Origin of the sequence: Shewanella sp. 11B5 (assembly GCF_002836795.1) — a bacterium.
Lineage (GTDB): Bacteria > Pseudomonadota > Gammaproteobacteria > Enterobacterales > Shewanellaceae > Shewanella > Shewanella frigidimarina.
In genome coordinates, this window is record NZ_PJAP01000271.1 from 1 (window position 1) to 13,045 (window position 13,045).

Below are 13,045 nucleotides of genomic sequence, written 5' to 3' on the forward strand. Positions count from 1 at the left end.
ATTAACGACAGGGAGATTATTTATGATCCGCCGTAGTATTTCATTGGCATTGTTGCTGGCCGTCACACCAGCAACATTACTTTCTAACGCTGCAATAGCTGCCAGCGACTCAGCCCAAAAAATAATCAAAAATGCTGAAGCGGCAAAAGGCTTTATTAATCTATTTTACGATGCCAAATCTGCCCAGCTTTATTTGCAAGCGGATAAGCTCAATCAACCCTTTCTATTGCTGACCAGTTTACCTCATGGCGTTGGTTCGAATGATATCGGTTTAGATCGTGGCCAGTTAGGTCAAACTCGAATGGTACAATTTGAACAGCATGGTCCTTATGTTGTGCTCAAGCAGCTTAATACCTATTTTCGCGCCTCCAGTGATAATGTCGCCGAACGTCAAGCGGTAACGCAAGCTTTTGCTGAGTCGATTTTATGGCGCGGTAAATTAGTCGAGGGCAAAACGGCTCTAGTTGCGATTAATGACTTAGTGATTAATGATTTGCATGGTGTGTCTGATGTATTAACGGCAACTAAGCAAGGTCTGTATAGCTTAGACAGTAGCCGCTCAGTGATATTGCCGCAAAAGATTAAATCGTTCGAACGTAATGCTGATATTGATGTGAATTTAACCTTTAAAGCCAGCAAAGCGGGCAAGCAAGTTGAGCAAGTTACTCCAGACGGTAAATTGTTGTCTGTTCGCGTGCGATACTCATTTATACAACTCCCAGATGTGGGTTATCAACCTCGTCGTTATCATCCTATGAGCGGTTATTTATCTGATGAATATGCCGATTATTCTACTGCAGTTGATCAACCGCTGACTCAACGCCATTTGCTGCGCCACAGATTAGAAAAAGTCACTCCTGGTGACGCTCCAAGTAAAGTGGTTAAGCCTATTGTGTATTATCTTGATCCTGGTGCACCGGAGCCTATTCGAAGTGCTTTACTGGAAGGTGCACGTTGGTGGGAGAGCGCATTTACTGATGCAGGTTTTATTGACGGCTTTAAAGTTGAATTGTTGCCAGAAGGTGCAGACCCTCAAGACGTGCGCTATAACATGATCCAATGGGTGCATCGCGCCACAAGAGGTTGGTCATATGGCGCAGCAGTAACCGACCCTCGTACCGGTGAAATCATTAAAGGTAATGTCACGCTTGGCAGCCTAAGAGTACGCCAAGACCATCTCATTGCTCGAGGGCTCACTGCTGGTTGGCCTGATCGTAAAGCCGCTGCTGATGCCGCCATGGAATTGTCGCTTGCCCGTATTCGCCAGTTAGCTGCCCATGAAGTGGGCCATACCCTAGGGCTTGACCATAATTTTGCAGCATCAACAAACGATAATGCTTCGGTAATGGATTACCCACATCCGTACGTGAGTATTCAAGGTGATAACATTGATATTGCTACGCCTTACACCGAAGGAATGGGTGAGTGGGACAAATACACCATAGCCTATGGTTATGGAGGCCTTACGCAGACCGAGTCTTTGTTAACGTCGACCTTAACTAAAGGTTTTCGTTATATTGGGGAAGCAGACTCTCGTAGTGCCAGTGCCAGTAATGCGTATGCCAGTTTATGGGATCGTGGTAACGATGCAGTAGCGGAATTAGTACGTTTAGAAACAGTGCGCCGTAAAGCGATTGAGGACTTTAATTCAGATGCTTTATTGGCCGATGAACCTCATGGCGAATTAGCCGATGTGTTTGTGCCTATATATTTGCTCACGCGTTATCAAATAGAAGCCGCTGCAAAGTGGATTGGCGGGACTGATTATAGTTATCAACAAGTAGGTTCTGGCGTACGTTGGAATTATATTCGTCCTAAAATGCAACTTGCTGCACTCGATGCATTATTGGCGAGCTTGCAAACCGATAGCTTATTAGTACCAAATAATGTGCTGCAAGCGTTAGTGCCAAAAGCCGGTAATTATCGAAAAACTCGTGAAAGCTTTGGATCAAACTTAGGTGTGATAACCGATCCAGTGGCGATGGCTGAAGTGTTGAGCCGTCATATAGTGACGCAGTTATTAACCCCTGAACGTTTAAACCGTGTCAGTCAGGCTTATATGGAAGACAGTCAGCAACTGTCGGTGGTTCAATTAATCGATAAGCTTGCGGGTGCCAGTTTGTATCAAGATTTACCGAGTGGCCAGGGTCTAGCGATGCAAATGCGAGTCAATACTGTGGTGATTGATAGTCTATTAGCAACGTACCATAGCCCTAAAACAGTACCTGAAGTTAAAGCGCAGTTAGCCGCAAGAGTGGACTATATTATTAAGCAGCTTAAGCGCCGCAGTAACCGTGGCAGCGATTATCAATCGGCGCATTACGATTGGCTGTTTCAAGGTGTAACGAAAGGCATGACCGATCCTACCTATCGTTTAATCACCAAGCCGATGGACTTGCCTCCTGGCTCGCCAATTTAAGTGTTGGCTGATAGTGTTTGGTGAGAGTGTTGAGTGATGTATAGCTGACAATACGCGACCTCTATTAGGGTCGCGTATTGCTTTGTATCAGTGCAATAACCTGATGATAGCGTTTAGAATATGACTATTTTGTTTGCGGTAAAGTGGGTTCTGCAACGATGACTTTAGGGTTTCTAGGATAGAAATCATCTGCTTTACGATCGATATGGCTAAATTGACGGGTGTTTTTATAGGGCAGTTTCATAAAACCTGAAATACCATGACCTTGAATTTTATTTGCGTGAGTCATAATTCTATCCAAACAGGCTCGAAATGCTGCCTGTTTTCGTGGATTTAATAAACGTAAATAACTGTGGATTTTTAAATGGTTTGGTAATGCTTCAAAGATAATACAGCCAGTATGATGGATTTGATTTAACCACCCAAGTTCAGTCATGATTTCTGCTGGCAGTTCCAAGTTTTCTTCCGGATCTTTACCGTCTTCAAAGTATGAGTGCAGCCGAGATTTATCTTCCAAGGTGGGCACATCACCGACTTCAAACGGCATTTGCAGTTCACCGGTTATTTTATATTGGTGCTCGGTACTTTTTCGCTCAAGGTGTAAGGTGTCTTTGGCATTAAAAAAGCAAGCTTTGAACACCCCAATCCGCTTAATTCCTCGCGCCATGGTGACCATATTATTTACCGCTAACACGAGCGGCGCTTTACTGTCTGGATCGTAGATGGCTAAATTGGAGTCGATAAACACGCCAGACTCTTGCCAATGGATCACCAAACCGCCGACGATAGGATACTGTGCTAAACGGCCTACTGCGGCAATAAAGCCTTTTTCGGTATCGGCCATACCCACCATAAAATTGCGATAATATTTCTCTAATTGCACATCATCCATTTTGGCAATGGGATCTTGAGTATTGTGCTCTTTCAAAAACGATTTACGCGAGCTGTAACTTACGGTTTCGACGGCTTTCGAACGCGGTTGAGCCCATACCGGAATGTCGGGGGCGAGGGGGGGCATGGATAGTATCGGCAAATGCATTCGATGACTGTGGCGTAGACTTTTGAGAAAGTAATCACCCGCAAGATTGCGCCGTTCAACATCATCACTGAGCATTGCATCAAGTGTTTTTGCCAGTTCGATAGGTAACCCTATGCTGGTTGCTGGAATGATTTTTGTGCCGAAACGACTAATTTGTCCTGACGCGAGTGCATATAAGGTTGCAGCAGCGCCTTGTTCGTCAAATCGAGGCGTAGATAACGCACCGCTCAATTGTTCGTCACCAATAAAATACACATCGCCCATACGCGCGTTAGTGTGCTGTTGGTCGCTTGATAGTAAGGACATGACATTGTCATCAACCGCGCGGCCGTGTTCATCTCGCTGAGCAAATACCGCAGAGCCCCAATCAATTAACGACAACTTGTCGGTTTCAATATCATAAACCAAGTTAGATGGCTTAATATCGCCATGCACTAAAGGCTTACCTTTACGAAGATAATATAAAATATTGGCTAATTGTCTTGCGATACTGACGACCATTACTGGTGGCAAAGCGCCTAATCGTTGGCAAATCTTGTCGAGGTCTTCGCCTTGAGCCCGCTCCATTACTAAAATGCCTTGCTTACCAACCCGTTCAAATTTTATCGCCCCTGGTATGTTTGGGTGTTTTACTTGGCTAAGCATATAGGCTTCTTCTTCAAGCCTATCTTGGACGCTTTGAGGTAAATTTACCCTTGAGAATTTAAACACATGTGATTGGCTAAATTCATTGATACCTGCAAACACAAAGCCATAGGCTCCCTTACCAATAAATTCAATTTGCTGATATCCCAATTTACTCAGCTGTTGCTTACACAAGCGGATCCAGGCCTTATGCTTGCGTGCATCATTGGCGCTGAGCAGGTAGATGGACTGCTCTTCATTGATATAAAAGTGTTGCAGTTGCGGTGTTTGCAAAGGTAAGCCTCCTTTTTAAGCCCATTAAACCTTGATTAACCTTACTGCGGCAAGTGCTTCTTATATAAAACAACAGATTCCATCCACACATCAGCGCAGTCTATTTAAACATGGCTGTTCTTTTACTAAAAACCGCCCAGTATTGTTTTGTGAGCAAGCTTTTTGATTTGTAAATGGTCGCTTCCTATCTAAAAAATTACGATAAGTAAACCTTGACCTATATCAAATCAAAATCAATCAACACTAGGTACTATGGCTGTAATAGTTAATTAACGATTTTATGAGAGGTTATATGCATAATATAAATAAAACTGATTTAATTCAGTTGTTTAATTTTCCTCGGCAGCGAATTTTACAATCAATGGAAGTTACCCATTGTCCCCATGCAGTGTTTTTTAATCAAAGTGATGAGCAATGCATAACCTGTCATCAGGGAGAGGAGTGTTTGTGGATTAATCATAACGATGAAATGGTTGCGCTTGAAATGAAGTCGGTTGACCAATTAAAGCAACAATTATTAATCGCGGTCGATTACATTGACTCAAATTTAAGCCCGCATCATATGTCGCGTAGAAAGTGCCAATGTGAAAACTGTCGTTGGTTAAGGCAAGTACAAATGACTCTAGACGGTAAAGCCTAGTAAGTTGAATGCCAAATCATCAAGGGAGGTTGCATCCATTTTTTTTAGTCTTTAAAGTAGCCTGCATCTCATTAGCAACTTGACTGAAGAATAGCATCATGGAACCCAGCTTTTGGCATGAAAAATGGCAGTTACAACAAATTGGTTTTCACCAAAACCAAGTGAACCCTTTTTTAGTAAAATATTGGTCGCATATTGGTTTGAATGAAAACACTGAGGTATTCGTTCCTCTATGTGGTAAATCGTTGGATATGTTTTATTTGGCCGAGCAGCGTCATACTGTGCTTGGATGTGAACTCAATACCCTCGCGGTTGAACAATTTTTTACCGACAATGGTCTGACTTATCAAGTCAATCATACCGACGAACATGTGGTCTTTTCTACTGATCAAGTGACCTTATATCAAGGTGATATTTTTACTCTCCCTAAAAGTGCAACATCGTCGATTAGTGGTTTTTACGATCGTGCTGCCCTGATTGCTTGGCCAGAAGAAATGCGCCAACAATATGTTAAAGCACTCGCTGCGCTTATACCGGCGAATGTAAGTGGCTTATTAATCACCCTAGATTACTTACAAGAGACTCTAAAAGGGCCACCATTTGCAGTCAGTCCACGTTGGGTTGAAAGCTATTTAACGCCATATTTTGATGTTGAATTGTTGGAGTGTGTTGATGTACTGGCTGACAATCCGAGGTTTATGAATAAACACGTGCCTTGGCTTAATGAAGCCGTTTATAAGTTAACTCGAAAATCATAAAGAGACGCTAAAACCTACCCATAACATCGGTAGGTTTTTTTATAACGTGAAATCATTTTTAAAGGCGTTAGTGAGATTCTCTAAGAGTAATTAAGGGCCTTAAATCGACTTCACCGTCGGCGTAAATGGCTGCGATATCATCTTGCTGACTAATGACAGCGACTGGCCCTTTAAGCATATGACGAACGAACAATAATCGATAACCATAACGATGTAAGTCATACAGTGCGAGTTTTTGGTCTGCTGTGGTTAAATTCCAATGCTCATCGTGATGAATTACATCCTTGTCACGTCGATCATTTATTTGGTATGCAACTTGAGTCATAATCCTTTCACCTAAGTCTTTTGAATTGTTTATTTATTATTTACAACATTACTATAACAATAATACTTTTGAATGATAGTTTTTTGAACGCATTTTGTATGAAAAATCCCAAATTTCATTAGCTAACTCACATTTTCATCAATTTGGACACTCTGATGCTTAATTACATTGAACCAGTATTTCGTCCTCCTTCAGAAGGAAAGTCATTAATTTTACAGGTTTCCAATGGTTGTAGCTGGAATCAGTGCAGTTTTTGCGACATGTATACCCAGCCACAAAAACAGTTTAGAGCACAGAAACTCGATAAAATTGAAGATGATATTATTACTGCTGCCGCATCTGGTTATCCATTTAACCGTGTTTTTTTAGCCGATGGTGATGCGATGACGTTACCGTTTAATCGTTTAAAAGCGATTTGTGAATTGATTAATACTCATCTGCCTCATGTCACTCGGATTAGCAGTTATTGTCTCCCGCGTAACCTAAGCAATAAAACGGTTGAGCAATTAGCACAATTACGACAAATGGGTTTATCTATTTTGTATATTGGCTGTGAAAGCGGTGATGATGAAGTGCTTGGACGCATTAAAAAAGGCGAAACGTTTGCCTCATCTTTAGCTGCGTTACAGAAGATTAGCCAAGCAGGCATAAAATCATCAGTGATGATTCTCATGGGATTAGGTGGTGTGCAGTTATCTCGTCAACATGCGATAGCCTCTGCTGAATTAATGAATGCGGCTCAGCCCGATTATTTATCCACACTGGTGGTAACATTACCGCTGGGAACTGAGCGCATGGATAATGTTTTTGATGGTAAGTTTGTATTGCCAGATCAAAGCGGTTTATTGACAGAAATGCACACGCTATTGAGCCATCTGAAGTTGGATAAAACCATTTTTCGTTCAGATCATGCTTCGAACTATTTAGTGCTTAAAGGTATTTTAGGCAAAGATAAGTCTGCATTAATCACTCAAATTGAGCAGGCATTACACGGAATGATCCCGTTGCGACAAGAATGGCAACGGGGTTTGTAGCTGCATTTACAATGATACTAACCAGTTTATTTAATGGGTTAATTAACTAGCCTGTATTTTCTGCTTAGTGACAGCCTTAGCTTTATTGCTCGTCTTCAAAGATACTTTCAATCGGTAACTTGAATAAACGTGCCGCTTTAAAGGCCAATGGCAAACTCGGATCAAACTTACCGGTTTCGATCGCGTTGACTGTTTGCCGGGACACATCAAGTAAGTCTGCTAGTTGTGCTTGGGTCAAGTCTTGTTCTGCCCTGAGCACTTTTAGGCGATTTTTCATTGATACTTCCTATGGCCTAGAATAATACCGACTAAATAGGTTAGCCCCATAATGATCACCAAATGAGAAATTTCCGCGTGACCTGCTATTAAGTTTGTCGTGTCTAAATTTGAGTAGCTCAAGCCAACAATTAGCCCCACCCCCAGACTGAGGCCCATCGCATTTAATTGAATCTTTTGCTGCAATTCATCTAAGCCAAGTAGTTGGCGTCTATTGGCTAAAATCATCCCAATACCCATCATGAAATTAGTGCCTATGGCCATTATGGTGATTAAATCTTGCTGCCAAATAAATTGTGGACCAAAGTTAGCGACGGCCATGCTTATCACCCACGCTAGGGTCCATTTAGCTAAACGAGTTGTATTATGTTTGTTGGTATTTTTCCAGTCTTTATTGTGTGTTAGTGGTGACATTATCAACATCCCTTTGGTCGTGCTTAGTTGTCATTATGTCAACTAAGCTTGACTTTAAGTTATAGCAATCTATTCGTGGTTGTCAAGTAAGCTTTACTTTTTGATGTGTTGTAAATTAACCTCAACTCGGGTTAAGAGGTTACATTAATGACTGAGTCAAAATGATTGGACTAGTGCAGTGCATTGCATTGCAGCTAAAAACTAACTTATTGAGCCAGATTAGGTTAATGAATGTATTGATGGCAAAACTAAGCTGTAGAGTGGATTGACTCATCTACGCCTGAAATGAATATCTGTAGGTGTTTAATAAAGTGATGTTATCGCTGATGCATTTGTCATAGTTAGTTGCACAAGTGTAAGTGAACCATTATGTTCATTTACAGATAAAAGTTTGACGAGTAATCACACTTCTTTGTGCACTATTTTTGTATAGTGCCAAGGGCTTTAATGACTCTCAAGACCCTGTAACAGTTCGTTTGTCGCAGTCGTTAATCATCTTCGAATATCTTGTTGGTATGCATTGAAAGGCCAGTGATTCTCATAGCAGGATATTCAGTAAAACCTTATAGTGTATCGATTTACTTAATAAAAGTAGGACAGTGATCCCCATGAAAACTAAAATAATATTAGACACAGATCCCGGTATTGATGATGTATTTGCTATTCTGTTTGCCGAAGCACACCCCGATATTGAACTTAAGGCTATTACTACTATTTATGGCAATGTAACCATTGAAAATGCGACCCGTAACGCGCTTTATCTTAAACAAAAATTTCAGTTGCAAGCCGATATTGTCACTGGCGCGAGTAAGCCTATCGTTCGACCTCCAGTTGGCCCAACTGTCGTTGTACACGGAGAAGGTGGCTTTGGTGATGTGAATGTCCCAGCCGAAGTAGAAGGTCAAGCTGATCCGCGGCCTGCGTATCAATACATCATTGACGCTGTAAAGGCGGAGCCTGGTGAGATTACTTTAGTGGCCATCGGTCCGTTAACTAACCTTGCGCTAGCGCTTCAGGCTGGCCCAAGCATTGTCGACTTAGTTAACAAGGTGGTCATTATGGGTGGCGCTTTTGGTGAGAACGGTCATCGCGGTAATGTGACCCCTTTTGCCGAAGCTAATGTACACGATGATCCTCATGCTGCCGATATGGTGTTGACTGCCTCATGGCCTGTGGTCGTGATTGGTTTAGACGTGACTGAACAAAGCTTTTTTACTCGTGATTATCTTGACCAATTACGTGACGATTCAGGCGAAGTTGGCCAATTTATTTGGGATGTTAGCCGGTTCTATTTGAGATTTTATAGTGAAAAAGTGGGTTTAGAAGCTTGCCACGTGCATGACCCATCCGCCATTGCCTATGTGATTAATCCAGAGCTGTTCACGCTTAGAGCTGGGCCAATAAGAGTGGTTGTCGATGGTGTTGCCGAAGGGATGACCATTCAGAAAATTGATGACCGTGTTTACCCGCATGATGAATGGATGAACCAAGCACCACAACAGGTTGCTGTTACGGTGAAAGATGCCGAACTGTTGGAATTATATCGCCACAGTATTATCAGTTATGCCGCAAGGATGAAATAGCACTGTCGGCATCTGGCGGACTAATATCGCTTACCTAAAACGAGCGCAGTAATCACTGCGCTTTTTCATGGGCGTTCGACTCTAGTGTTTTACATTAGCGCTTTACATTAGAAATCAGCACTCGCGATTAAGCATTAAGTCTAGCTGCGACAAGTGAGCCATCTGGCATGTTTGCTGCGCCTAGGCGCTCAACAGCGAGTGACGCATAAGCGTTGGCATATTTAGCGGCCTGATGCAGTGTACTGCCTCTAGCAAGCTCGGCGACCAAAGCGCCATTAAAAGCATCGCCTGCACCAGTGGTATCAACAACCGCGCTTTTTAACACCTCGATTAGGGTAAATTGATCGTTTTCATAAAGTAATACTCCATCAGATCCGCGAGTAATCACCACCGACGTTACGCCTAAGGCATGTATTGCAATAGCGGCCTGCTTAGCACTGTCTAGATCGGTTACTGAGATCCCAGTCATTAACGAAGCTTCTGTTTCATTAGGAGTGATCATATCAACTAAAGGTAATAACTCGAGAGTTCTTTGATGATATGGCGCCGGATTGAGGATCACTTTAGCACCGTTGTCTTTGGCAATGCTCATCGCGAGCTTGATAGCATCAAAGTTGGTTTCAAGTTGGGTTAAAAACAGTTGTGCATTAATAATATGCTGTTTGGCTGAGTGTATTTCATCATCGGTCAGCGTCATGTTTGCGCCTTCGTTGACCGCAATCATATTCTCGCCAGCTTGTTCACTAACATAAATCAGCGCGGTACCAGTCGGGCTAGTTGAGGACTCGAGGATAATCGTATTGTCTATGCCGGTACTGCTGAGATGTTGGCGCGCAAATTGGCTAAATTGATCAGTACCAATTTTAGTCATGAAGCTAACATTGGCACCATTTTTAGCCGCAGCATAAGCTTGGTTTGCCCCTTTGCCGCCAGCGCCAATACTGCTGCTACTTGAATGCAAGGTCTCACCTGGTAGGGGGAAACGTGCTAGATTCGCAACAATATCGACATTGAATGAGCCAAGTACAAATACATTATGTTTCATTTTGATTAATCTACCTTGGTTTGAGTCGAGTGCCATGCTGTCGTTCAGTATGCTGCGGTCGAGTAATTCTGCCAGCATGGCATCCAAGCTATACTTTTTGATATCCACCCCTTCAGACTGACAGACTCCGCCATGAACTCGTTTTACCAGGCCGTCTTTTTCCAGTTGAACGAGATCACAACGAACCGTTTTAGCGGTTACCGCCAGTAATGTGGATATTTTTTGGTTAGACAGTTCTTTATGCATGTTAAGCAACTTGAGAATAACAGCCAGTCTTTCATTTCGACTTAGTTTTTTCATAATGAAATATAGTGCTTTTGCAGAAAATAAGTTGTGATAAAGACAAGAGCTTAACATGCAAAGTGAACGAGTTGGTTCGTTTGCTATCCGTTATTGCCAATTTGGGGCTACTGAATGATTCGACAACAAAAATTCAATGAGCTTAGCTGCATGAGCTTCATTGAATGTACATAATAAAGAAGAGGTTGGGTTATTTCACACACTATAATATTCATACTGTTCGCAGTAGCTTTGGATAATAAATGTATGGAGAGTAAGCGTAGGTGAGTAAGTGTTCTTACAGGGGTAAACTTGTTGATTATTCTGACTTATTGCATCGGCACTATCATTCTCAATACATTCTTTTGCGGAGCTTCCCACTACAGCGCGTGAATTGCTTAATTCAATAGAGCCTCGGGTGAATATCCATTGGCGGCAATAGTTTGTCGGCCCAATTCAGATTGTTAGGGCCAGTGAGATTGAATGGATTAAAACTGCTACCGTTGCTTTATTGGCGTTTTATTTGCTGCACTTACAATCGTAATACTTTACACAGTGAAGAGTACCAGCAGCAGAATGAATACTCTCGTTATTAAACTAGATCTACTAAAACTAGTGCTGTAAATGTATTTCCTTTACCGGGCAAGGTATCTTAATTTTGGCTTGATTGAGTGCTTTGATTATTGCGAGGTTAGTGTGGTACTTCTCTTCGAAATAGCGTGTTGTCGGAACCCAGTAACGTACGCCAATCTCTATACCCACAGTATTAAATCCATTGATGCCGACTAATGGTTTTTTGTCTTGATAAATTGCCGGAGCAGCGGCAAGTACGTCATTAATTAATTGGATAACATGATCGGCATCAGCGTGGTAATCAATATTTATTTTGTTTTCAACCAATTTATAAGCGAATGAGTTATGTAAAATTTCGCCGACAATGTGCTTATTGGGAATACTAATTTGTTCGCCTTCTTCATTAGTTAATATGGTTTGGCCCAGTTTAATTATTTCAACCACACCGCTGACACCTTTAATTTCAATGGTATTTCCAACCACAAAAGGGCGGGTGACAATAATGGTAATGCCGGCTGCGTAATTAGATAACATTCCTTGTAATGCCAAGCCAGCTCCAAGTGAAGCGGCACCAATAGCAGCCACCATTGGTGTTACGCTAATGCCTAATTTTCCTAAACAGATAACGGCAACCATCACAATAATGATGATTTTAACTAAGTTGGAAGCAAAGTTACTGAGGGTGATATCAATGTTATGTTTTTTCAGTTGAGCAGCGACAACATTGGCCGCTTTGTTTGCCACCCAAAGCCCCAATAAGAAAATAATAATCGCACCAGCAATTTGAAAGCTGTACTCAACAACAAACTCAGTGATGACGCTATAGACATTTTGCAGTTGTTGGAGCTCTTGATCTAAACTGGGTTCGTTCATTCTATGTTCCTTATTGAAGCACGTTAAGATGTTATCAAATTGGATGATAACAACTTTTTACTCTAAGGTGTAAATCTGTGATGGGTGTTAAGTGCCATCACTGTGAAAATATTTTTAATGACTTAATGGGCATTTTTCTCGCAAATGTCTATACTTTCTAGGCGCAGAAACCAATCAATAACGCAGTGAGTTTAGCGAGTAATACGTTGCGTGTTATTGATATTTCTCGAAGAATAAAAAATTATACTTTTTGCATAAAAATTCGTTGCGTATTGATTGAAAATATCGTTTACTGCGCATGTTTTTACAGATTCGTAATGACACTTTTATCGCCCTACTTACAGGAGGCACTGGCCTAATGAGCCAATTTCAATCGATTGATGTTGCAGATTATTATGACAAGGACACGTTTGACCGCATTGAGGCATTTGCTAAAGATAAGCCAACGCCATTTGTAGTTATTGACACCCAAATCGTTGCGAAACAATACGATGATATGGTTAACAATTTTCCTTTCGCAAATATTTATTATGCGGTTAAGGCAAATCCGGCCAAAGAAATTTTAACCTTGTTGCGAGATAAAGGTTCAAACTTTGATATCGCATCCATTTACGAACTTGAAATGGTAACGTCGATAGGTGTTTCTGCAGACCGTATTAGCTACGGTAACACCATTAAGAAGCGTGTCGATGTACGATCATTCTTTGAACAAGGCGTACGTATGTTTGCTTCAGACTCTGAAGCCGATTTACGCATGATTGCTGAAGAAGCTCCTGGTTCAAAAGTGTACTTGCGTATTTTAACTGAAGGTACACACACTGCTGACTGGCCTTTGTCACGAAAGTTTGGTTGCCAATAAGAAAAAAAAA

Annotated in this window: 11 protein-coding genes and 1 pseudogene; 6 read left to right on the plus strand and 6 right to left on the minus strand. The window is 41.7% G+C overall.

Annotated elements, in window-relative coordinates:
- The first annotated feature begins 22 nt into the window (after positions 1-22).
- Positions 23-2,419, plus strand: coding sequence for a zinc-dependent metalloprotease (locus tag CXF78_RS04505; protein ID WP_102036104.1), 2,397 nt, complete (start codon positions 23-25; stop codon positions 2,417-2,419).
- Positions 2,420-2,543: 124 nt separating this feature from the next.
- Here CXF78_RS04505 and CXF78_RS04510 read toward each other — a convergent pair whose 3' ends face one another.
- Positions 2,544-4,376, minus strand: coding sequence for a protein kinase domain-containing protein (locus CXF78_RS04510; protein WP_102036105.1), 1,833 nt, complete (start codon positions 4,374-4,376; stop codon positions 2,544-2,546).
- A gap of 292 nt (positions 4,377-4,668) precedes the next feature.
- Here CXF78_RS04510 and CXF78_RS04515 point away from each other — a divergent pair, with 292 nt between their 5' ends.
- The gene (locus tag CXF78_RS04515) at positions 4,669-5,016 is read left to right on the plus strand and encodes a hypothetical protein (RefSeq protein ID WP_041413224.1); all 348 of its coding nucleotides are present in this window, start codon (positions 4,669-4,671) and stop codon (positions 5,014-5,016) included.
- 98 nt (positions 5,017-5,114) lie between these two features.
- Positions 5,115-5,774 (plus strand): thiopurine S-methyltransferase, encoded by a 660-nt coding sequence (locus tag CXF78_RS04520; RefSeq protein ID WP_102036106.1) that lies wholly within the window; start codon positions 5,115-5,117, stop codon positions 5,772-5,774.
- A 67-nt stretch (positions 5,775-5,841) separates the two neighbouring features.
- Here the strand turns inward: CXF78_RS04520 and CXF78_RS04525 are convergent, their stop codons facing one another.
- A complete protein-coding gene (locus tag CXF78_RS04525; RefSeq protein WP_011638916.1) occupies positions 5,842-6,099 on the minus strand; it encodes a hypothetical protein in 258 nt (85 codons plus the stop codon).
- Positions 6,100-6,251: 152 nt separating this feature from the next.
- Here CXF78_RS04525 and CXF78_RS04530 point away from each other — a divergent pair, with 152 nt between their 5' ends.
- Positions 6,252-7,133 (plus strand): radical SAM protein, encoded by an 882-nt coding sequence (locus CXF78_RS04530; RefSeq protein WP_102036111.1) that lies wholly within the window; start codon positions 6,252-6,254, stop codon positions 7,131-7,133.
- Between the two features lie 82 nt (positions 7,134-7,215).
- Here CXF78_RS04530 and CXF78_RS04535 read toward each other — a convergent pair whose 3' ends face one another.
- Both CXF78_RS04535 and CXF78_RS04540 read right to left on the minus strand, forming a co-directional pair.
- Entirely contained in the window at positions 7,216-7,410 is a 195-nt protein-coding gene (locus CXF78_RS04535; protein ID WP_011638847.1) for a helix-turn-helix transcriptional regulator, read from the minus strand.
- The gene (locus tag CXF78_RS04540; protein ID WP_102036107.1) at positions 7,407-7,823 is read right to left on the minus strand and encodes a hypothetical protein; all 417 of its coding nucleotides are present in this window, start codon (positions 7,821-7,823) and stop codon (positions 7,407-7,409) included. The genes CXF78_RS04535 and CXF78_RS04540 overlap by 4 nt, the downstream gene beginning before the upstream one ends.
- A 608-nt stretch (positions 7,824-8,431) precedes the next feature.
- Here CXF78_RS04540 and CXF78_RS04545 point away from each other — a divergent pair.
- Complete coding sequence (locus tag CXF78_RS04545; RefSeq protein ID WP_102036108.1) at positions 8,432-9,406, plus strand: nucleoside hydrolase; 975 nt, start codon at positions 8,432-8,434, stop codon at positions 9,404-9,406.
- A 127-nt stretch (positions 9,407-9,533) separates the two neighbouring features.
- Here the strand turns inward: CXF78_RS04545 and rbsK are convergent, their stop codons facing one another.
- Positions 9,534-10,751, minus strand: a complete 1,218-nt coding sequence (rbsK, locus tag CXF78_RS04550; RefSeq protein WP_180957048.1) for a ribokinase — start codon at positions 10,749-10,751, stop codon at positions 9,534-9,536.
- Positions 10,752-11,342: 591 nt separating this feature from the next.
- Positions 11,343-12,176, minus strand: a complete 834-nt coding sequence (locus tag CXF78_RS04555; RefSeq protein WP_102036110.1) for a mechanosensitive ion channel family protein — start codon at positions 12,174-12,176, stop codon at positions 11,343-11,345.
- Between the two features lie 358 nt (positions 12,177-12,534).
- Between CXF78_RS04555 and CXF78_RS04560 the strand changes: the two are divergent.
- Positions 12,535-13,032: pseudogene (locus tag CXF78_RS04560) on the plus strand (type III PLP-dependent enzyme); the annotation flags it as partial.
- Positions 13,033-13,045 lie beyond the last annotated feature (13 nt).

Coding starts and splice junctions, on each gene's coding strand:
- CXF78_RS04505 (WP_102036104.1), top strand. CDS start 23: ATGATCCGCCGTAGTATTTCATTGGCATTGTTGCTGGCCGTCACACCA.
- CXF78_RS04515 (WP_041413224.1), top strand. CDS start 4,669: ATGCATAATATAAATAAAACTGATTTAATTCAGTTGTTTAATTTTCCT.
- CXF78_RS04520 (WP_102036106.1), top strand. CDS start 5,115: ATGGAACCCAGCTTTTGGCATGAAAAATGGCAGTTACAACAAATTGGT.
- CXF78_RS04525 (WP_011638916.1), bottom strand. CDS start 6,099: ATGACTCAAGTTGCATACCAAATAAATGATCGACGTGACAAGGATGTA.
- CXF78_RS04535 (WP_011638847.1), bottom strand. CDS start 7,410: ATGAAAAATCGCCTAAAAGTGCTCAGGGCAGAACAAGACTTGACCCAA.
- CXF78_RS04540 (WP_102036107.1), bottom strand. CDS start 7,823: ATGTCACCACTAACACACAATAAAGACTGGAAAAATACCAACAAACAT.
- CXF78_RS04545 (WP_102036108.1), top strand. CDS start 8,432: ATGAAAACTAAAATAATATTAGACACAGATCCCGGTATTGATGATGTA.
- rbsK (WP_180957048.1), bottom strand. CDS start 10,751: ATGAAAAAACTAAGTCGAAATGAAAGACTGGCTGTTATTCTCAAGTTG.
- CXF78_RS04555 (WP_102036110.1), bottom strand. CDS start 12,176: ATGAACGAACCCAGTTTAGATCAAGAGCTCCAACAACTGCAAAATGTC.